At 36.0% G+C, this 20,222-nt stretch carries 17 protein-coding genes, 2 tRNA genes, 1 other RNA gene and 4 pseudogenes; 6 read left to right on the plus strand and 18 right to left on the minus strand.

Going from position 1 to position 20,222, the window contains the following annotated elements:
• Positions 1–186, plus strand: a 186-nt coding sequence (locus JCM21531_RS10530; RefSeq protein ID WP_038289662.1) for an ISL3 family transposase, incomplete at its 5' end; no start/stop codon positions are given.
• Between the two features lie 34 nt (positions 187–220).
• A pseudogene (locus JCM21531_RS10535) lies at positions 221–763 on the plus strand (IS256 family transposase); the annotation flags it as partial.
• A gap of 387 nt (positions 764–1,150) precedes the next feature.
• Here JCM21531_RS10535 and JCM21531_RS23785 read toward each other — a convergent pair.
• From JCM21531_RS23785 to JCM21531_RS10580, 14 genes are all read right to left on the minus strand, one after another.
• Positions 1,151–1,279 (minus strand): hypothetical protein, encoded by a 129-nt coding sequence (locus JCM21531_RS23785; protein WP_279379035.1) that lies wholly within the window; start codon positions 1,277–1,279, stop codon positions 1,151–1,153.
• Between the two features lie 29 nt (positions 1,280–1,308).
• The gene (locus JCM21531_RS10540) at positions 1,309–1,632 is read right to left on the minus strand and encodes a hypothetical protein (protein WP_038289665.1); all 324 of its coding nucleotides are present in this window, start codon (positions 1,630–1,632) and stop codon (positions 1,309–1,311) included.
• An 11-nt stretch (positions 1,633–1,643) separates the two neighbouring features.
• Entirely contained in the window at positions 1,644–3,539 is a 1,896-nt protein-coding gene (locus JCM21531_RS10545) for a hypothetical protein (RefSeq protein ID WP_038289668.1), read from the minus strand.
• 15 nt (positions 3,540–3,554) lie between these two features.
• On the minus strand, positions 3,555–3,695 hold the full coding sequence (locus JCM21531_RS18660; RefSeq protein WP_117407250.1) for an AAA family ATPase: 141 nt from the start codon (positions 3,693–3,695) through the stop codon (positions 3,555–3,557).
• The gene (locus JCM21531_RS18940) at positions 3,692–3,868 is read right to left on the minus strand and encodes a hypothetical protein (RefSeq protein WP_157833667.1); all 177 of its coding nucleotides are present in this window, start codon (positions 3,866–3,868) and stop codon (positions 3,692–3,694) included. The genes JCM21531_RS18660 and JCM21531_RS18940 overlap by 4 nt, the downstream gene beginning before the upstream one ends.
• A gap of 13 nt (positions 3,869–3,881) precedes the next feature.
• The gene (locus tag JCM21531_RS17750; protein WP_054847063.1) at positions 3,882–4,307 is read right to left on the minus strand and encodes a helicase-related protein; all 426 of its coding nucleotides are present in this window, start codon (positions 4,305–4,307) and stop codon (positions 3,882–3,884) included.
• The gene (locus tag JCM21531_RS17755; protein WP_117407251.1) at positions 4,286–5,083 is read right to left on the minus strand and encodes a DEAD/DEAH box helicase; all 798 of its coding nucleotides are present in this window, start codon (positions 5,081–5,083) and stop codon (positions 4,286–4,288) included. Before JCM21531_RS17755 ends, JCM21531_RS17750 begins: the two co-directional genes overlap by 22 nt.
• Positions 4,975–6,000 (minus strand): DEAD/DEAH box helicase family protein, encoded by a 1,026-nt coding sequence (locus JCM21531_RS23790; RefSeq protein ID WP_054847065.1) that lies wholly within the window; start codon positions 5,998–6,000, stop codon positions 4,975–4,977. Before JCM21531_RS23790 ends, JCM21531_RS17755 begins: the two co-directional genes overlap by 109 nt.
• Positions 5,997–9,218, minus strand: coding sequence for a hypothetical protein (locus JCM21531_RS10555; RefSeq protein ID WP_162149312.1), 3,222 nt, complete (start codon positions 9,216–9,218; stop codon positions 5,997–5,999). The genes JCM21531_RS23790 and JCM21531_RS10555 overlap by 4 nt, the downstream gene beginning before the upstream one ends.
• A 552-nt stretch (positions 9,219–9,770) precedes the next feature.
• A tRNA-Thr gene (locus JCM21531_RS10560) sits at positions 9,771–9,846 on the minus strand.
• A 16-nt stretch (positions 9,847–9,862) separates the two neighbouring features.
• Positions 9,863–9,936 (minus strand) — tRNA-Gly (locus JCM21531_RS10565).
• 85 nt (positions 9,937–10,021) lie between these two features.
• Positions 10,022–10,666 (minus strand): RNA polymerase sporulation sigma factor SigH, encoded by a 645-nt coding sequence (gene sigH / locus JCM21531_RS10570; protein WP_038289674.1) that lies wholly within the window; start codon positions 10,664–10,666, stop codon positions 10,022–10,024.
• A gap of 343 nt (positions 10,667–11,009) precedes the next feature.
• Positions 11,010–11,846, minus strand: coding sequence for a 23S rRNA (guanosine(2251)-2'-O)-methyltransferase RlmB (gene rlmB / locus JCM21531_RS10575; protein ID WP_038289678.1), 837 nt, complete (start codon positions 11,844–11,846; stop codon positions 11,010–11,012).
• 150 nt (positions 11,847–11,996) lie between these two features.
• Entirely contained in the window at positions 11,997–12,419 is a 423-nt protein-coding gene (locus JCM21531_RS10580) for a Mini-ribonuclease 3 (RefSeq protein WP_038289717.1), read from the minus strand.
• Between the two features lie 184 nt (positions 12,420–12,603).
• On the opposite strand from JCM21531_RS10580, the gene JCM21531_RS10585 reads away from it, so the two are divergent.
• From JCM21531_RS10585 to JCM21531_RS10595, 3 genes and pseudogenes are all read left to right on the plus strand, one after another.
• A complete protein-coding gene (locus JCM21531_RS10585; protein WP_038289681.1) occupies positions 12,604–14,133 on the plus strand; it encodes a spore germination protein in 1,530 nt (509 codons plus the stop codon).
• Between the two features lie 46 nt (positions 14,134–14,179).
• A pseudogene (locus JCM21531_RS10590) lies at positions 14,180–15,231 on the plus strand (GerAB/ArcD/ProY family transporter).
• Entirely contained in the window at positions 15,215–16,465 is a 1,251-nt protein-coding gene (locus tag JCM21531_RS10595; protein WP_038289684.1) for a Ger(x)C family spore germination protein, read from the plus strand. The pseudogene JCM21531_RS10590 and the gene JCM21531_RS10595 overlap by 17 nt, the downstream one beginning before the upstream one ends.
• 111 nt (positions 16,466–16,576) lie before the next feature.
• Here the strand turns inward: JCM21531_RS10595 and cysS are convergent.
• The 3 genes and pseudogenes from cysS to JCM21531_RS18945 all read right to left on the minus strand — a co-directional run bounded on the left by cysS (position 16,577) and on the right by JCM21531_RS18945 (position 18,947).
• Positions 16,577–17,981, minus strand: a pseudogene (gene cysS / locus JCM21531_RS10600) (cysteine--tRNA ligase).
• Positions 17,968–18,707: pseudogene (gene epsC, locus JCM21531_RS10605) on the minus strand (serine O-acetyltransferase EpsC). The pseudogenes cysS and epsC overlap by 14 nt, the downstream one beginning before the upstream one ends.
• A 75-nt stretch (positions 18,708–18,782) precedes the next feature.
• On the minus strand, positions 18,783–18,947 hold the full coding sequence (locus JCM21531_RS18945; protein WP_162149313.1) for a hypothetical protein: 165 nt from the start codon (positions 18,945–18,947) through the stop codon (positions 18,783–18,785).
• A gap of 534 nt (positions 18,948–19,481) precedes the next feature.
• Here JCM21531_RS18945 and JCM21531_RS10610 point away from each other — a divergent pair.
• Positions 19,482–19,847 (plus strand): phage holin family protein, encoded by a 366-nt coding sequence (locus tag JCM21531_RS10610; RefSeq protein WP_038289687.1) that lies wholly within the window; start codon positions 19,482–19,484, stop codon positions 19,845–19,847.
• A 57-nt stretch (positions 19,848–19,904) separates the two neighbouring features.
• Here JCM21531_RS10610 and ssrS read toward each other — a convergent pair.
• Positions 19,905–20,118: non-coding RNA, 6S RNA (gene ssrS, locus JCM21531_RS17765), on the minus strand.
• Positions 20,119–20,222: the final 104 nt, after the last annotated feature.

The following is a 20,222-nucleotide window of genomic DNA, read 5'->3' on the forward strand; positions in this document are numbered from 1 at the left end:
ATAAATGGGATTGAACGAGATATGGAGGCTGTAAGGAATGCGATAAAATATGAATATAGTAATGGGCTTGTAGAAGGGTGCATTAATAAACTGAAGGTAATAAAACGAATTATGTATGGCCGTTGTAGTTTTGAAACATTAAAAACCAAAATTCTCCGGCTCGAAAAAATGAGGTTATTCAACTAACTTTGGAAAGAACCAATTTTAGAGTAGCATTAACATACAGGATGTGCTAATATTTTGCGTTGATGGACTGACAGGTATAAAAGAAGCGATTAATGCGGCACATCCAAAGGCCGAAGTACATCGCTGCATAATACATCAACTACGAAATTCCTTTAAATATGTATCATTCAAGGACATAAAAGCTTTTAGTAATGACTTTAAGGAAGTATATCGAGCGATTAACGAAGAAGTAGCATTAGAAAAGTTTTGTGAACTCAAGAACAAGTGGGGAAAGGAATACCCATATGCCATACGAAGTTGGGAAAATAACTGGGATGTGATAAGCCCATTCTTCAAATTTCCTGAGGAAATAAGGAGGATAATTTACACCACTAACATCATTGAAGGATTGCATCGACAGTATCGCAAAGTCACAAAAACGAAAACGATGTTTCCAAGTGATAACTCACTAGAAAAGATGCTGTATTTGACGTCAATGAATGTGTTAAAGAAGTGGACACAACGGTATAAGAACTGGGATAGGGTACTCAGCCAACTAATGATTCAGTATCCGGGTAGAATAGAGAACTACATTTAAAAGCATTCATCCCCACCGCCCTCAAGGGCTCGTCCTCATCGCCGGACGAGCTAGACCTCACAAAATTAAAAGCGGTGAGAAAAAGGACAGAATACCCTATTATAATCAATTATGGCCAAATTGAATCAAATTTATGTATAAAACTCGGCAAAACTGGCAATAATATATAATACAGAAATGATTTAAGGTAATATTCTGTAAACTTCAAAATTCAAAATTGCTTGCTAAGAAGGATTACGAAAATTTCGATACACAGAATTATTTGCATTACCGAAATACTTTTATCCACAACAAGTCAAAACTATATCAGATTACAGAATTTACTCATGGTCCCATTTATACTCCTTAATTTTTCTTTTCAAATCAATATAGTTCCCTGACAGTTTTTTAAAATGGAGCAACCATCCTTTCTTCATATATAAACCTTAATAGATCTACATCATATTCCTTATACTCCCTTGCCAAAGTCTTTCCATTCCAATTTGAATCAAAAACCTTTTCGCAAAGGATTTCCATTCCCCCCTGAGCATATTTCTCTACCAGCTTTAACCCTTTAGATAGAAAATCATCATCAATAAAGTTTCAAAATTCTTACCAATTGTAACATCATTTACAATTATTGAAAAGATCGTAGCAAGTTGCCTTTCAGATATAGGCTGGCAGTGTATTGCATTATCACTCTTTTGCAGTATATCCTTTGGATTATTATGTTTATAACCAACGGCAGCCGAAAAAACAAAAAGGCTAATTTTATTGTCAAATAGCTTTGTACTCTTTTCTGATGCAAGTGCATCGTATATATCCTCAAAACACTTACTTATGTCCACTTTATAGCTGTCCTTCTCTTTAATTGCAGTATACTTAACCATACAGGCACCTCCTATCTACTAGCAACAAAACTGTTAATATCATCAACTTCTTCAATTTTTGTATATCCATCAGCAATCTTGTTAAGTTTATAGAATACACCCCAACGTCCTGTTTCTGTCATTTTTCTGACTTCTCCTCGAGCAAACTCTGTATCGGTTACTAATAAAATCCATTGTGAGGTCGGGGATGGCATAAAAGTAATTAGACTATCTCGATTATTGCCATCAAGTTTTGCAAAAGGAGTATCCATAAATAAAGGCATATCTATAACCGAATTATTATTGGAAGCAACTTTTGCTAATGCTGATACAAAAGCTAAGGATAACATTTGCTTTTGACCGGAAGAAATATCTCTAAATATAGAGATGTCATTCCAGCCTCTAGCCTGAATTTCATAATTCTCATTAATAATGATTTGGCTTATAACCTTCTTGTCTTTCTCTGAAATAAGCATATTAAAAATATCTGTTGCTTCAGCAGAGAGTTTAGACCGCATCTTTGAACTATATGAATCACGGATTCCTTCAAATAAGGAAGCAATACTTTCATAATACTCCAATTTGCAATTATCTAGTTTTAAGCGTTCATCTTCTTTCCGTAATGCACGAAGCATTTCTTCTTTTTCCAAAACATTCTTATTTAATCTCTCCAGCCTATTCTCCAAAACTGCAATAGCTTTTAAGTATTCTTCTTCATCCCTTTTACAAGCGTTTAAGCTATTTTCAACACCTCTTAACTTTTCCTCTGTCTGACTAAACCTGCTTTTCTCTGAGTTAATTGCTTCAAGCTTTTTCTGTAACTGTTCCAGTTCATTCATATATTCATTATACTCTGATAGTAACCTTTGAATATTAGCATCAATCTCTTCTCCAAATTCAAGGGATTCTGTAACATTTCTTTTGAAGTCACGTATGAAGTCGGAAAGTTGCATTTTATTAAATCTCTTTTTAAGTTCAAGTACTCTCAAATATGCATTTTCATTTCCGTCAAATTTGTTACCGCATACTATACACTCTTTGGAAACCAAAATTTCATCAAGAAGATCAATAGTTATCCCACTATGAAATCCTTTTTCCTTTTCCTCTTGTTCTATAAAGCTCCTCGATTTATAAAGTGTATCTTCAATAAGTAGACTATGTCCTTTCTTATTAAGTAATTCTCTTATATTAGCCTTTATACCTGAAAGAATAGTATTGGTTTTGCTTATACTATCAAGAATAGCATTTCGCTTGGAAAACAGTTCCTTTATTGCTTCATTTTCTTCCTGTTGTCGTTCTAAATTTGAAATTTCATTCCTAATCTTTTCTAATTGAGATTTCTTAGCATCGAGCTGTTCTTTACAATCTAAAACCTCTAAATTAATTTGCTCCAATGCTTCTTCCTCTGCCATTAGTTTCGTATTTGCATTTTTCTTTATTATACTCTTTTGCTCCTTTTTAAGCTTATCTAATATAAAAATTGCTCTTTCCAAAATATCAATTTGAAGAAGTTTCATTATACCATTTTTTACTTCTTCTCTTGAGGCATCATTTGTTGTTGAAAGAGCTTCAATTTTATCTCCATCAAAAAAGAACAAATCTTTGACTCGTTCATTGATAATATTATTTATTTTCCCTCGCACCTCAGAATCTTTTGTTAAAACAGGTGGTACTACATTCCCACTTGAATCTTGAATAGTTAGTTTAACTTCCATTTCAATATCCGACTCAATATTCCCCGTAGAATCAATCATATCATAAATACTGCGAGTTAAAGTATATTTATAACCTCTGTTTTCAAATATTAATTCAACACTGGCTTCTACCGGCTGATTTACATTTTCCTTCAGTCTGTTTAGATTGACCAAGTGTATTTTGTTATGAGCATAAGATTTTTCTTCACGGTCTTTAGGAAGAATTTTTTTCATTAAACAAGCAAAAAACTATAGCTCTAAAAATCCCGGTTTCCCATTACCGTTTTCACCAAGTATAACGGTAATATTCTGTTCACCATTTGAAAACCGAATGCTTTGCTCCCCATAAAACTGTCTAAAATCTTTTACCTTAAGCTCTAACAATTTCATTTTGTTTCCTCCCTCACCGCTAAGTCTACCTTTCGACGTATTTCATCTTTAATTCTCTCTTCAGAAGCAAAACCATCACTAAGTTGATTAAGAATTTCAATTGCGATGTTTTTCAAAGTTCCTGAAGCTCTGTTTTCAATCTCCTTATATAGTTCCTGATTAACACTGCTCATTATTTTCATCTCCTTAGCTATTATCTCCTGAAAAAGTTTTCAGTTCATTATATATCTCGTGCGGAAGCATGTCCATAAGATATTCAAGGTCAAACTCTTTTAAATATGGCCTTATTGACTCCCTTGCAAAATACTTGTTTTCTGCATTATCAGCAAACTCCGCAAACCTTGGTATCTCTCTAAATATTAAGCTTCTATATGCTTTCTCATAACTCTCGTCCTGAAAATCGAGATTTAAAGGAGGAAGAACTAAAAAATCAAATATTCGCGCTTTTCTTTTATCTTTATATTTTCTCAATATCCTTCCCCTCCTCTGAACAAACTCCCTCGGATTTGAAGTACTCGCTAGAAAGTATGCAGTCTGTGTACTAGGAATATCAACCCCTTCATCTAAACATTTTATTGCAACAAGAATTTCTATATCACCCTTGTCAAACATATTAAGTATTTCTTCTCTATCTTTTCAGGTACATCATAAACAAAATCGTGAACTTTTATATTTAAATCAGATATACTTTTAATTGTATCTTTATTCTCACCTGCTGCACAATAAACTAAAGTATGGGACACATCTCCATCTTCCCGCTGTTTTTTTAGCAACTCAATTAGCTTGTTCTTTTTGCTACTAGCTTTTGAGATTAACAATGAACGTTTTATTAATAAACGTTCAAGTGTTGAGCCACGCTCGACTTCATCATTCAAACAGCGTAATTTACTGATTTTCTTAGTCAAATTTACATACTCTTCCAACTCCTCACTGTCTAAATGGACTACTACCGGTACATACTCATATCTTGTCAAATAATTATTTAAAATTGCTTCTTTCAATCCATATTCAAATACCGTTCCATGAAAGTAACTCCGAAGCCTTTTTGTTCCATCATCATCAAACCATCTGTCCGGAGTAGCAGACAATCCAAGTCTGTTGTTAATTGATTCAAGCATAATTTTGCTATACTTTCCACTACCTATATAATGACATTCATCTGCAATAAGAAAGGCATGTTTTCTGACTTTTGAAACTAATGATATAAATTCATCGGAGGATGCGGTTTTATATGTTGTTACAAAGCATAAAATGTCCTGTAATCCGGCATTATAATTTTTTAAATTCCTATTCGCAGAGTCAAACCATATCTTAGTACTTTTATAACAGCAAATAACGTTCCAAAATCCAAAATCCAAAATCCAAAATCCTTCAGAACTTTTTCCCATTGAGTTATTAGGTGAGCAAAGGGTACTACAATAATCAAAGCCAACTTAGTGTTGGCATCATAGTAACTTCTTGCAGCTTCTATTGCTGTAATAGTTTTACCTGTACCGGTAGCCATTTCAAATATACCTTTCCAATCATTATCTATTAACTTACCGATAGCCTCTTCTTGATAATTATTAAGATTTGAAATATAACCCGGCAGTTTTATTTTCTTCTTAGTTTCCTTTGGTAGATGATATGGGCGGGTTCCAACTTGGTATTTTCTAAATTCTTCTTTTAGCATTTCTGGTACTCCGTAGATCTTGAAAAAAGCGTTTTCCCCATTTGACAGTCGCATAAAATTAGAATAGTGTTCATTTAAATAATCCTCTTGACCGCTAATCCAGCTTCTAAACACAGATACACTTTCGCCATTATATGTTGATTGTAAAGAGTCATTTAATGATCCATGCAAACACACCCTATCCCCATAAAAATCCTCAAATATTGCAATTTTATCATGATAATTACCCAGGATATTTTTACATACAACAAATTTAAGGTTAATTATATCATCTGCAATTAACCATGAAAAAAGATTAAGAGATTCCCTTTTAGTTACTACATCAAAATCTTTATCAATAGTACTTTTTATGGATCGATATAATACATCATCTACTTTGGCTTTTTCACCATTTATAATTGCATCCCAATATTCATGAGATAGCTGAGGAGAAGTAAGTATATGAATCTTACCCCCATTTTCAACAATACCTCTTAATCCCTTTGTAACAAGTTTAATCCATGCAGACGAAAAATAGCCCACTCCCCTATAATATGTTTTACTATTATTTAATAAAGGAACAATAAGTTCATCAATTATACTTGTTTGAGATGTATCATATATTAATTTAATGTTCATGTCTCTAAATCTCATTTTGCCCACTCTTTCAAAATATTAATTCTTCCAAACTCATCAATATTGATGCATGATAACTTAAAAAACTCCTCCGGTATTTTTTGATATATAATATCCTTTTGAACGAAGAAACTTTCCACTCTTCTAAGCGTCATATTTCCTTTATCCGTAAATTCATTTTCCAGAATTTGCACCATCAACTCTTCCAGTGTACTGATTTCCGAATCATATTTTACTATAATAATTTTATCAAATTTGTAATCTGCACCTTTTCTCATTATGATTCTATAATCCTTTTTGAAGAAGTGCTCAATAATAGCTTTTACCACAAATCGGTTCCATTCTATCTTTAAATCCTTTACCTGTATATAACGCTGATTTAAATTGAATGCCTCAAACTCAGTAAGTGTAATGTAGTTTTTATTCTTAAAAAGAAGTTCAGTTTCAGTTTTTACCAAATTAATATCCTCGTGAGTAATAATTACATCTTTAAGAAGACAATATTGATCCATATGGAGTTGGAACATATCACTTCTAGATTTCATAATAATATTTCCAGCCATCAATTCACTAAACCTATAAATATCCATTAAGGTTGATTTTAGTTCTTCATAACTAATAATCGATTTTTTCTCAAACATTCTCAATATCAATTGATTGGATGTAAACTGCTCTTTAGTAGGTTCTAGAAGTATATGAGGACGTCTGCTAAAAAATAATCTGTCACTATATAAATACTTTGCAAGTGAAAAAACAGATACTTCATCATTAATTCCATTTTTCATCAGTAGCACCGCTGCTTTTTTTAATATCATATAAGCATTTGTATACCCATCAACAAAACTGTCACTAATTTTTTCATATAGCTTCGATATAAAATCATCACTTAAATTTAAAATTGAAGCATGTATAAGCTCTTTACCGTCATTCCAAGAAAGTATATTTTTATTAAAATTAATAGCTGTATTAAGCATTACCTGTGTCCACTTAAACTTTTCGTTTGTTTCTTTTACTGTAACTCTCCCGCCACTAGCAATTATAAATTCTTCTAACATCTGCTGTATTGTTAACTTCTCTGCATCCTGTTTTTTTATAAGATACTTTTTGAAAGCATAGTCATCTTTAAAATAGTATTTCAGTACTCCATAAAGCGCAAATTTATCCTTAACATTGCTCTCTATATCTAATTTGCTTCGAAATTGGTTATAAACAAAGTCCACAGAAATTGAGGTACTATTTTCTAAATTTGTATCAATCATCGTCTTAATTTCGCGAAGTAACTCATCCTCTATTTTTACGTTATTTATATGTACACGCGTATTACTTCCCCATAAGATACAGTTAGCATTCTCTCTTCCCAATGCAACCCAAACATTTCTGTCATTCTTTTCAGCATACTCTTTAAGCCCATATTCCGAAACCATTAAATCTTTGACTTTTTGCATGCTTTCCGGGTTATAAGTTAAACCGTTTGGAAAAAACTTTTCTACAATTAAACTGGATAAATATTCTCCGGTAAGCCTATTCTTTGAATAATAGTCATTATATTTTTTGTATTTCTTCCTGTTCAAATATTCTTCAAATGCGAAAATATCTATAAATTGGATTCCTTTTTCTAACAGTAATTCTTCTATTTCAAGCATTTTGTCATAGAAATTAAAAACATCACCAATTGATTCCAATATTTCGTCAAGCTTTGTCTGTACGACATCTACTTTCATATTTACAAGAAAAATATCCATATCCTCAAAATAAGAGATATGACGCAGTCCCTTGTCCGCTATATAGTCTTTTATTAAAAGTGCATTTTCATATGATCCAAACATTGAAACCAGATCTTCAAACTTTAGTACTGATTTACCATCAAAATAGTTACGGTTGTTTAGAGATGCTTCAACAATTGAAAGCATCCTCCCTATTCTCATAGTAGTTTTAACTTCTTTCTGTCTAATCCATTCACGAGTTACATTCTGCTCTTTTCCTATCTGTTCTAAAGTTTTCTTTTCTAAAACTCGCCTTCTATATATATCATAGCCTTCATGTTTTGAAAGCTCCGCAAAAGTAGTCTGTATATAGGTATCTAAGTTATTTTCAAATAATTTTATTTCAGCAGTTAAATCATTTAAACGCTTTTGTCCGATTCCCTGAATATATCGTAACTCTCCATTTTTTATTTTGATTAAATCTCCAATTCGTTCAATACCTTTTTCTTTCATATATGCAAGGACATTATCATCAAAGGCCAGTTCAATATCAACATCAATAAAGTCATTATGGATATTGAACTGATGCCCGTCATTTTGCTGCTCGTTAAAATCACCGGAATCTATGCTGTCTTCAGCCTGAATTATTTCCTGATACCGCTCTTTGATGGCTCTAATTTTCCCAATTCCCAGCCCATCTACATCAATTAATGAGTCAAAATCAAAGCCCCAAAGATCTGAAACCTTGGTAAAACCTCTATCTGCACAGAAATTTCTAAAAATTCTATAATAATTATCTGAAAATGCTATATCAATCAAAACTTCACCTATGTGCTGGTTAATAGATTTGTCTCTCCAAATATCCTGTTGTTCAAAAAGATTGCTTGTCTTTTCAGTAAATGCTTTATACCTTTCAATTATTTTTCGTATCCTTGTAGCTCCAAACCCTCTTAAACTACCTAAAGCTTCAAAATTGAAGCCTTTTAAATCACTAATATATACTAATCCGTTTGAATTGCAATAATCTCTGAAATTGTTGAATATACCGTCAGAAAACACTTTTATAATAAGTTCATCGGATTTGGCTTTCTCACACTCATCATTTACAGCATTACTTGATTTTATGCTTTCAGCCGGCTTTATTATAAATCCATTTTCAGTAAAAACAGTTTCTACCAAACGAATATTTATTGATTTATTCAGATGACTAAAATATTGTATAAGTATTCCATCAAAAAAACCATCAGATGCTACAGAAAACCTTTCTACGAAATTACCCAAACCAAGGCTGGCAAAATTAATACGCCTAAATGAATCGTTTTCTGATGTTGATAAAATGCACATTATTGGTTCAGAGGGAACCATACTGGGCAATATGGTAGAAGATTTATTAGATCGGAATGTAAACCCTCTTATGGCTAATTCATCAATCAAATCTAAGGCTCTATGTTTATCAATTCTATAGTAATTTCTAAGAGAATTTAAATCAAAATACTCATCACAAAGATCGATGTTCATCTTTTCAGAAAACATTCGAAAATTCTTGCTTACTTCCAACAGGTGCTTTAGGTCGACCCAATACGGCTTTTTTATATACTCACTATATTTACACAACTAAGACCGTCCCCCTACTATCAGAATTACATCTTAAACTTCGGGTATCTACAGACTTTCTAACATTTGCTGGTGTCAGCCAAAAGTTAACTTTTTCACTGCACCAATAATACGACCATTTAGAATAATATCTGTAAACGCTTTTTAGATATACCCCACTTGTCGGCAGCTTCTTGAGCAGTAATATAATCCATAGTATATTCTCCTAGTGTTAAATATTACCTACATTATATTCTTTTTATCAAACAATATCAAGTTTACTTAGATGCTATTTTTCTAAGCTACTAAAAACAACTCCTATCATAGTAGATACAGGAGCTGCAAAATAAATTATTGCTTCTTCGTATATTATTCGTGTGAGTTACCCGTAACATGCTTTGCTCTCATAAAGTTCCTCCAAAAATTATCAATAAAGACACAAACAAAAAACCTCCAAACACTCTAAACCAAGTATTTGAAGGACTTTTTAACTGGAGCCCTCAACCAGAATCGAACTGGTGACCTCATCCTTACCATGGATGCGCTCTGCCTACTGAGCTATGAGGGCATATAAAACACTCCGATGGAGCGGGTGATGGGAATCGAACCCACGCAGTCAGCTTGGGAAGCTGATATTCTACCATTGAATTACACCCGCTTAAGAATATTAATTTCGCAAAGCAAGAAGAATTATACCACTATTATTTAAAATAGTCCAGTCAAAAAACATCAATTAAATCAAATTATGTCCTAGATTCTTCGAGATATTTTTCTAATTTGCGTTTTACTCTCTGTAGCGCATTGTCTATCGACTTTACATGCCTGTCCAACTCAACAGCAATTTCCTGGTAAGACTTCCCTTGCAGGTAAGAAGTAAGCACTTCACACTCCAGGCCACTTAGAATCTCACCCATTTTTGCCTCAATCCCCGAAAACTCTTCTCTGTTTATAACCATTTCTTCCGGATCGTTTATGCTTTCCTCACTGATAATGTCCATAAGGGTACGGTCCGATTCCTCATCAAAAATAGGCTTGTTGAGTGAGACATACGAATTTAAAGGTATGTGTTTTTGCCGGGTGGCAGTCTTTATAGCGGTTATGATCTGCCTTGTTATACAGAGCTCCGCAAAAGCACGGAAAGAAGAAAGCTTGTCCTTTCTAAAATCCCTTATGGCTTTGTAGAGGCCAATCATTCCTTCCTGAATGATATCTTCGCGATCAGCCCCGATAAGAAAATAAGTTCTTGCTTTTGCACGAACAAAACCTTTATACTTATTGATTAAATATTCGAGGGCCCTGTCATCACCGGCTCTGCTATCTTCAATTATTTCTTCATCGTTCATAGTGCTAAAAGTTTTTACTGAATCAATTTGCGCATTCGACTTCAAAATATCGCCCCCTTGACTAATGTCAAAACTATAAAATTTAAGGCTTGGTATATAGAACAGACTAATAGAACGCGCGGTAAACAGCAAGGCAACCTACGGCGATTATATATAAACTCCCTTGAGCTTGTCAAGCTCAAAATCCCGCAATAATTCGACACTTTTGGACCTATCAAGCTATTGAAATAAGCCAGAGTTTATGTCCAATATAACCGCAACCGTTTCAACCCCACATAGCCCTAGCCGAAAGCCCGATTCTATTACCTATTGAATTCTCATATACAAACCTCTATATATAGTTATCGGCAGTTTCATTTTCTTTTGTACAAGAATTTTTAAATTTATATTAAAAATTTCTTTGCCTTCGTATCTCATACATAATTATAGCCCCTGCAACTGCTGCATTCAAGGACGATATTTTTCCCTGCATAGGAATATTAACTATAAAATCACACTTTTCGGCAACCAGCCTTCCCATTCCTTCTCCCTCACTTCCGATAACAAGAGCCAAAGGCCCTTTTAAATCGGACTCAAAAAAAGACTTTTCTCCGGAAAGGTCGGTCCCGACAACCCATACATTTTTCTTCTTCAAATATTCTATTGTCTGCGAAATATTTGTCACCCGTGCCACGGGAACATATTCTATCGCACCCGCCGAAGCCTTTGAAACTGCAGCATTAAGGCCTATTGCCCGTCTTTTGGGTATAATTACCCCGTGGGCGCCAACCGCATCGGCAGTCCTTAATATGGAGCCCAGATTATATGCATCGGTAATGCCGTCCAAAATTATAATATAAGGATCTTCTCCCTTGGACCGGGCAATCTCCAGTATATCATCAACCTCAACATAATCTTTGAAAGCAACATAGGCAATTATACCTTGATGTGCATGAGTAGCGGAAATTTTATCAAGATTTGACTTATCCGTTTCCTGAACTACTATGCCTTTCTCCCTTGCCATTGCAATTATGTTCCTTATTGAGCCTTCTTTTTCGCCTTTTTGGACTAAAATCTTGTTTATCGTCCTGCCGGATTTTATCGCCTCAAATACGGAATTACGCCCTTCAATCTTGTCGAGGTCCCCTACTGTATCATCCTTCTCTTCTTCTCTGTCGCTTAGTTTTATATCTGTTCGCCGTAACGGCTTACCCTTCTCATAATCCTTCTTCCCAATATTGCCCATAATCTTTTGTAACCTTCCCTCATAATTATAAATTCGTTGAAAAGCTTGATTTTAAGTACGTAAAATGCAAGCTTCTTTTATTTTTCTCAAAAAATTTGAGTTTTAGCCCACTTCTCCCTTGCATTTCACGGAAAAATATCACAAATTATGTCAATCTTTCACAATAGCCATTCGCAATATATCCATCAGCCGCTCATAGTCTTTCTTTAAATAAAGAAAACCTATCAAAGATTCAAAACCGGTAGCATACCTGTATTCCGAAACATCCGCATTTTTCGGAACTGTGGCCGATTTGGCATTCCTTCCCCTGCGCACAACGCCAAGTTCCTCCTCCGTCAAAAAAGGCATTATCCTGTGAATAACATCCGATTGCGCCTTGGCCTTGACATAAGCAATAGAACGTTTGTGGAGAACGTGTACCGGCACGTTTCCTTCTGTCACAAGCATTGTGCGGATAAAAACCTCATAAACGGCGTCACCTATGTACGCTAGCACCAGAGGTGACAGCTGTCTTACTTCATCTGGCTTATAATTGAATTCACCTGTCATCTTATTGAAAAAATCCGAAATCATCCAAACAACCTTTTTCAAATAAAAATATTTAATAAATTGGATTAATACATTATATAATATTCCATTAATGTAGTAAATATAAAACTTAAAGTTCTTTTCCCTAGTTTTCATAACAATCATAAAAAAGGTAATAATAAATTGAAGACCATTTATGAAACATTTATGAAAGTAGGGATAATTTATCATGTCTCTATACAGGAAAAAAACAGGCAACAAGAAAAACGTAGATTCCATTAAAAGTATTGACTATAAAATAGATACTTTGAAAAATTACATGAACAACAGCAAGGATGTAAGGGATAGAAGATTTAAGGTGGGCGGCAAAAATGTGAATATTGCCATAATATTTATTGATAATTTAGTAGATGAATATATGGTTCAAGACCATATAATAAAACCGATAATGTCCAATTCCTTCGAATGGCCTTTAAGCAATGATCCGGATACAATACTTGAAATTATAAAAGACTATATGTTATATGGAGACGTTATAGAAGAAGTGTACACAAATAATGAAATGGCCATGGGGATCCTTGACGGAAAAACCTTATTATTCATCGAAGGCTCTGACAAAGGGCTTATAATAAATACGCAGGATTTGCCGAAACGCAGCATTGACGAACCTCAAACCGAGCCCTCTGTCAAAGGCCCTAACGAAGGCTTTTGTGAAAGCCTTAAGGATAATTTGGCCTTGATAAGAAAAAGAGTAAAAAATCCCAAACTCTGTGTCGACATTATCAATATTGGCAAAGAAACCAACAATAATGCCGCCTTGATTTATATCAAAGGAACTGTTAACGACAAAATTGCCAAAGAAGTAAAAAAGAAATTAATCTCTGTTAAGGATTATGATATAGTTAGCTGTGAACAACTTTTGCAGCTTATTTCAGACAGGCCTTTTTCAATCTTCCCCCTTATGCATTGGACTGAAAGGCCCGACAAAGCAGTATCAAGCCTTTTAGAGGGAAAGGTGGGGGTAATATTTGACAACTCCCGGGGTATGCTCCTTGCTCCGGTGACTTTGACATGCCTTATGCAGAGTCCTGACGATTACTATGAAAAATGGTTTATTGGCAGCGTCATAACGGCTATAAGGTATGTTTCTTTATTAATTACCGTTTTTCTGCCTGCACTATATATAGCCATTACATCTTTTCATCCGGGCATGCTTCCCACTACTTTGCTTATTTCCATAACCGGGGCAAGGCTTGGAGTGCCGCTTCCTGCTTTTTTTGAAGCTCTCATTATGGTAATAACCCTTGAGATTTTGCAAGAAGCCGGAATCAGACTCCCAAAAGTCGTAGGCCAAACCGTTTCAATTATAGGAGGTTTGGTAATAGGACAGGCCTCAGTACAAGCCGGCCTTATAAGCCCCATTATGGTCATTATTATATCGTTAACGGCAATTTCATCCTTTGCAATACCCAATTACAGTCTAAGCCTTGCAGCCAGGGTCTTGAGAGTGGCATTTATGATATTGGCAGCCATTTTGGGAGCATTCGGAATATCCTTGGGAATTTTGTACCTGCTGGGATACATGTGCTCCTTAAAAAGCTTTGGAATAGGATTTATGGAGCCCATCACTCCATACAGATTCAAAGACTGGAAGGACTCCATAGTTATCTTGCCCCCATCGGTGCTGAAAGGCCGCCCGGAATATCTCCATTCAACATCCGATACCAAAAGAAAGGAGAGATCTAAAAATGGAAAATGACAAGCTTCTACCGGTACAAATGATGCCAATAATTTCTTCTACCATGATGAGTGTAAATATACTTACAATACAACGAAATTTATCCGCAATCGCAAAGGAAGATGCCTGGATTTCAATGATTCTCGGCATAATAATAGGAGTATTTTCCGCAATTCTTCTATACAGTCTGGTAAGGCTGAATCCAGGCCTTGACTTTGCAGAAATTATACTTCACCAGGGCGGCAATTGGGTAGGAAGGCTCCTTCTTATACCTATTACAGTATATATTATTATTGATATCGGATTGTCACTAAAGGTCTTCTCCTTTGCCCTAAAAATTTTTCTATTGGATCGGACTCCTATATCTGTGATATCTCTTCTATTGATAATAGTTATTGTATCTGTTGTGGCAAAAGGAATTACTGTAATCGCAAGCGTAACAGACATACTGTATCCTTTTTTTCTGATAAGCTTGATCCTCCTTATTGCAATGTCCACTTTAGAGTTTCAGAAAACAAATATCATGCCGATAATCTATGGTAATGTACCCAATATTCTCAAAGGAGGCTTGCCCGCTTACGGTGCGATATCCGCCTTCGGTTCCTTCTCCTATGTGATGAAATATGTGAATGAACCCAAAAAGTACTTAAATGGTTCTGTATTGGATTTTGTATTTCCTCAATTTTATATATTCTTCTAACCCTTGCAACAACTCTGGTTTTTGTTCCGGAATTTCTGCAAAAACTTATTTTCCCAACTCTATTTTTGTCCAAGGCAATAGAAGTGGGAGGCAGTTTTTTTGAAAGACTTGAAGCTTTCATGGTATTAATCTGGATACCTGCAGTGTTTACATCCGTCGGAGCTTACACTTTTGCATCCGTAAAAAATTTGTGCAAACTTTTCAATATAAAACCGAAACTCGAAAAGTATGTTGCTTATGCTCACATACCCCTGCTGTTTGCCATTACTCAATTCACTAAAAGTCAGATACAAGTTATCACTTTTACAGATGTATCCGATTCTTTTGCTGCCGTATTTGGCTTCGGCCTTGTGCCGTTATTGCTTTTACTTACTATAATAAACAGAAGGAGAAAAGCCAAAAATGAATCGAAAAAGTAAAGCAGAACTGATTATAATTTGCAGTTTGATTATTTTACTTACCGGATGCTGGGATTCTATAAACATAGAAGACCGGGCTTATGTAATCGGCATTGCTATCGATGAATATCCCCCTCTGCCTCAAGGCCTCAAAAATGAAGAAAATATTCTGGAAAACGAGCAAGAAAGAATGTTTGAATCCAGCACAGAGGTTAATGCCGGCATTCCTTCTTATGCCATGACCATTCAGATACCTATTATAAAGCATGCCTCACTTCCCAACATCCTATCGGGAGGTGCTTCAGAACCCAGCACACTCAAAACATGGGACATCACTCAGGTAGGCAACTCCTTTATAGAAATAAACCGTTCTATTGCGACAAGAATAAATTTAATACCTTACTACGAGCATCTTCAGGTCATTATCATTTCGGAAAACGTTGCAAGAAAAGGCCTCAGAAATATTCTTGATTTCTTTATACGGGATCCTGAAATGAGAAGCAGAACAAAATTATTTATAGCACAGGGAAGTGCAAAGAAAGTACTTGATGTTATTCCAAGGATTGAAGACTATGCTTCCATATATCTTGCCAAAATGCCAAGAAGTGCCAGAGTAAATGCAGAGATTATACATTGGACTGACCTTGGCCAAGCTGTTCAAGCCATATATTCCAAAGAAGACTTCCACCTTCCCGCCATAGAAGTAACCGAGTTTGAGATAATGAACAAAGGTGCCGCTTTGTTTAAAGATGACAAAATGATTGGATGGGCAGACGGTAAGGATGTGGAAGTTCTTAAGCTAATGCACAATGTATTTCTAGGCGGCGTTTTGACTTCAGATTTTGTCACAGATGAGCATGATTCTGAAAACGATGTAATGAGCCTTGAAATAATCAAAGCAAAAACCAAAATTACACCTATAGTCCAAGGGGATGATATCACTTTCAAAATAGACATAAATATTAAAGGAAATTATTCAGAGGGCGTAAATCACCCGCTCACCGACAAAATTGACCAAGAATTTATAGAAAAAGCCGAAAAGGCTTTTGAAAAATCAATAAAAGATCAGTGTATCGAAACAATAGAAAAAATGCAGAACATGGATATGGATGTTTTTCATTTTAGCACTGCTATGAGAACCAAGCAGCCTTCGTACTGGGCAAAAATCAAAGACAAGTGGGATAATATTTTTCCCGATGTCAAAACCGAAGTAAATGTGAAAGTAGCCATAAAGCAAATAGGAAATATGCAATAACAAAAGCTCGGGACATCGAGTCCCTTAGCTTTTGCCTCTTTCATTTCATTCCAAGAAGCCAAATAACAAATGCAGGCTGCCTCTTAAACAGCCCGCTATTTTTATTATTCATTACTGTTTTATTGTCCATTTTACTCCCTGTGGAGTGTCCTCAAGTATTATTCCCATTTCTTTCAGCTTATCTCTGATTTCATCAGCCGTCTTCCAATCTTTTTCCTTCCTTGCCTGCTGCCTCCTGTCAATAAGCTCCTGAATTTCACTGTCGATACTCTTCTGCCTGCTCTTTTGCGCAATCCCCAGCACTCCTCCCAACTCTTTTATCAGTGAATGGGAGTAGTCGATGATTTCTTTTGAGGGATTGGAATTTGCGTTTACATTGGTATTAACCTCTTTTACAATATCAAAAACCGCAGCAATAGCATCTGCCGTATTGATATCGTCATCCATGCTTCAATGAATTTTGCCTTAATCTCAAGAAGCCTTTTTTCAAGCTCCCTCTCACTTTCTGTCATCTTATCAACCTGTGCATGCTCTTTCAGGTACTCGAGATTGTCAATGCAGTTGTATATCCTCTCAAGCCCGTTTTTCGCCTGTTCAAGAAGCTCGGCACTGAAATTTATCGGACTTCTGTAATGGGCGGAAAGCATAAAGAACCTTATTACTTCATAGTCAAAGGTTTTTGCAATATCTCTTACCGTAAAGAAATTGCCCTTTGATTTTGCCATTTTTTCGCCGTCTACGTTTATGAAACCATTGTGAAGCCAATACCGTGCAAAAGGCTTGCCGTTTGCAGCTTCACTCTGGCAATCTCATTGTCGTGGTGGGGAAATACCAAGTCCTGCCCCCCGCTGTGGACGTCTATTGTCTCTCCAAGATACCTGTTTGCCATAGCAGAGCATTCAATATGCCAACCAGGCCTTCCCTTTCCCCATGGACTGTCCCAGGCTGGCTCTCCCGGTTTCTGAGCCTTCCACAGCGCAAAATCCATAGGATCCTTTTTTCTTTCGTTCACGTCTATTCTTGAGCCAAGCTCCAAATCCTCCAACGACTGATGGGACAGTTTTCCGTATTCTTCAAATCTTTTGGCGCTGAAATACACGTCTCCATCCACATTATATGCAAAACCCTTCTCTTCGAGCTTTTTAATCATCTCAATTATTGCATCTATGTTTTCCGTTGCCCTTGGATGTATGGTGGCTTCCTTTATTCCAAGTCTCCGGGCATCCACAAAATACTCGTTTATAAACTTGTCTGCCAGTTCTTTTACCGTTATACCTTCCTCATTTGCCCTCTTTATCATTTTGTCGTCTATGTCGGTGAAATTTTGCACAAACTTCACGTTATAACCCTTGTATTCAAGGTATCTCCTTAAAGTATCGAATATAATGAACGGACGGGCATTTCCTATGTGGAAATAGTTGTAAACCGTAGGCCCGCATGAATACATTTTCACTTCCTTTTCATCAATAGGGTGAAATTCTTCCTTTCTCCGAGTCAAAGTGTTATAAAGTCTCATCATCTGTTATCTCCTTTCCCATTTCCAATTCGCATTCTTCAACCATCCCGTAAGACACAGGATTCGTTTTCATACCTTCAGGTTCGCCTCCCCGTATCTCCAAAAGCTCCTTCTCCAAGCTCTCAAGTCTCTGCTTTAACCTGCACAACTCTTGAGCAACCGGGTCCGGAATATGTATTTGGTCTAACTCAATAGATGGTACTATCTTCTGATCTCCCTTCTAACTGCTCTTCCCGGCACTCCAACCACTGTGGTATTCGGCTCAACCTCACTTAAAACCACAGCATTGGCTCCAATACGTGAATTATCCCCCACTTTGAACGGCCCCAGTACCTTTGCTCCTGTACTTATAAGCACATTATTTCCTATGGTGGGATGTCTCTTTCCCTTATCCTTGCCTGTTCCCCCAAGGGTAACATTGTGGTAAATTGTACAATTGTCTCCTACCTCGGCTGTCTCTCCTATGACCACGCCCATGCCATGGTCTATAAACAGTCCTTTGCCGATTTTTGCCCCGGGATGTATTTCGATACCCGTCAAGAATCTGCTCATCTGTGAAATAAATCTGGCAATAAAACGCATATTCTTGTTGTAAAACCAGTGGGCAATCCTGTGGAAACAAACTGCATGAAATCCTGAGTATAAAAAGATAACTTCCAGCACGCTTGTTGCCGCCGGATCCCTTTGGGCAATCGATTTTGCATCCTCTATAAGCTGCTTAAACATTTTACTCCTCACATCCCGAATAATTGATCAATATGATTTATACTTACCACATAAACTCAAATTATATAATAGTATTTATATAACAGTTCTATGCCTGTACAAATAAATAAATAAATAAAAGCTCGGGACATCGAGTCCCTTCGCTTTTGCCTCTTTCATTTCATTCCAAGAGGCTAAATAAAAGCCCGGGACATCGAGTCCCTTCGCTTTTGCCTCTTTCATTTCATTCCAAGAGGCCAAATTAAAACCCCGCCCTATAAAACATAGAGGCGAGGTAAATCGCGGTTCCACTCTAATTGGAATACTCCATCTCGTTTTGCATAACGGCGCTTCTACCGTGAAAACCTACTTGCCCATGGCGAAATTGCAAACATTTTAAATGCCGCACACAGGGTTCGGTTTTCCGATTCTTGAGTGCACTTCTCCTACCCATTACCTTACGAACTGCTCTCAGCCAAAGGCAGTTCCTCTCTTATCAGGATGGCTCCATCTTCTATAGGATACTCTACTCAATCACTATCTTTCACTTATATAAATTTGTCAAGTCAATTTTACCAAATATATCACTCGAAGTAAATACAGCAATTTCTTATTTTTCGTCAATTTTCACCGCTTCCGATTCCATTGATATACATACTATAGTTTGCCCGGTTTGAATAATTATAATGTTATTAATTCATAATATAAATGATAAAGCAAAATATAAATTTGTCCACCGAAATTTAAGTAATTCAATGCAATAATACTAAAATTAAGAAGAAAGGATGTGAATTTATGGCAAATTTTAACGATGCCAGGGCTGAGGGTGTTGGTATAGTCCATTTCCTCATAAGGCTGGTAGTAGGAGCAGTTGTACTTGCAGTCACTGCAGCTCTAACCCCGGGCTTTTCAATAACAGGTTTCTGGCCGCTTATTTTAGGTGCAATTGTTCTTGCAGCACTTGACTATGTTGCATTAAAGTTCCTCGGTATAAATGCTACGCCATTTGGAAGAGGAGTCACCGGCTTTATACTCGCAGCCGTAATAATATATATCACTCAGTTTTTTGTCGCTGGATACAGCGTTACTATACTCGGTGCTGTAATCGGTGCATTGATTTACGGTATAATCGATGCTATTATCCCGGGAAGAGGTATGTAAAAGCAAATATTAACACGATAAAGGGCCCCTGGTTTTGCCAGAGGCCCTCTATTATTATTTGTACCCAAAATGCCGTTCACCTATATTTTGACACCTAGCCCAAGCTAGGTGGGTGTCCTGTTGAAAGCCTCAGCCTTCCGCTGCCGTTGCACATATCTAAAGATATATGTCGGAATTAACTTGCGGCCTGACATCATGCTTCCAAACTCCAAACTCCCTTATGTCACTGTAGGTTCAAAATTATAGGATACTCCGAACATTTCAGGCTATAGTTTCTAATAGGTTTTCTTGCAAATTCATTATATCATTGGGGTGTTCAAAAAAACAAACAATACAACACTCTTTTAAAGCTGTTGAGTCGAGGATATTATTATT

The organism is Acetivibrio straminisolvens JCM 21531, from assembly GCF_000521465.1.
Lineage (GTDB): Bacteria > Bacillota > Clostridia > Acetivibrionales > Acetivibrionaceae > Hungateiclostridium > Hungateiclostridium straminisolvens.

Bases quoted from the DNA above. Each gene is read 5' to 3' on its own strand.
- JCM21531_RS23785 (WP_279379035.1), bottom strand. From the start codon at position 1,279: ATGGAAATCCTTTGCGAAAAGGTTTTTGATTCAAATTGGAATGGAAAG.
- JCM21531_RS10540 (WP_038289665.1), bottom strand. From the start codon at position 1,632: ATGGTTAAGTATACTGCAATTAAAGAGAAGGACAGCTATAAAGTGGAC.
- JCM21531_RS10545 (WP_038289668.1), bottom strand. From the start codon at position 3,539: ATGAAAAAAATTCTTCCTAAAGACCGTGAAGAAAAATCTTATGCTCAT.
- JCM21531_RS18660 (WP_117407250.1), bottom strand. From the start codon at position 3,695: ATGAAATTGTTAGAGCTTAAGGTAAAAGATTTTAGACAGTTTTATGGG.
- JCM21531_RS18940 (WP_157833667.1), bottom strand. From the start codon at position 3,868: ATGAGCAGTGTTAATCAGGAACTATATAAGGAGATTGAAAACAGAGCT.
- JCM21531_RS17750 (WP_054847063.1), bottom strand. From the start codon at position 4,307: ATGTTTGACAAGGGTGATATAGAAATTCTTGTTGCAATAAAATGTTTA.
- JCM21531_RS17755 (WP_117407251.1), bottom strand. From the start codon at position 5,083: ATGGGAAAAAGTTCTGAAGGATTTTGGATTTTGGATTTTGGATTTTGG.
- JCM21531_RS23790 (WP_054847065.1), bottom strand. From the start codon at position 6,000: ATGAGATTTAGAGACATGAACATTAAATTAATATATGATACATCTCAA.
- JCM21531_RS10555 (WP_162149312.1), bottom strand. From the start codon at position 9,218: ATGTTTTCTGAAAAGATGAACATCGATCTTTGTGATGAGTATTTTGAT.
- rlmB (WP_038289678.1), bottom strand. From the start codon at position 11,846: ATGGGCAATATTGGGAAGAAGGATTATGAGAAGGGTAAGCCGTTACGG.
- JCM21531_RS10580 (WP_038289717.1), bottom strand. From the start codon at position 12,419: ATGATTTCGGATTTTTTCAATAAGATGACAGGTGAATTCAATTATAAG.
- JCM21531_RS10585 (WP_038289681.1), top strand. From the start codon at position 12,604: ATGTCTCTATACAGGAAAAAAACAGGCAACAAGAAAAACGTAGATTCC.
- JCM21531_RS10595 (WP_038289684.1), top strand. From the start codon at position 15,215: ATGAATCGAAAAAGTAAAGCAGAACTGATTATAATTTGCAGTTTGATT.
- JCM21531_RS10610 (WP_038289687.1), top strand. From the start codon at position 19,482: ATGGCAAATTTTAACGATGCCAGGGCTGAGGGTGTTGGTATAGTCCAT.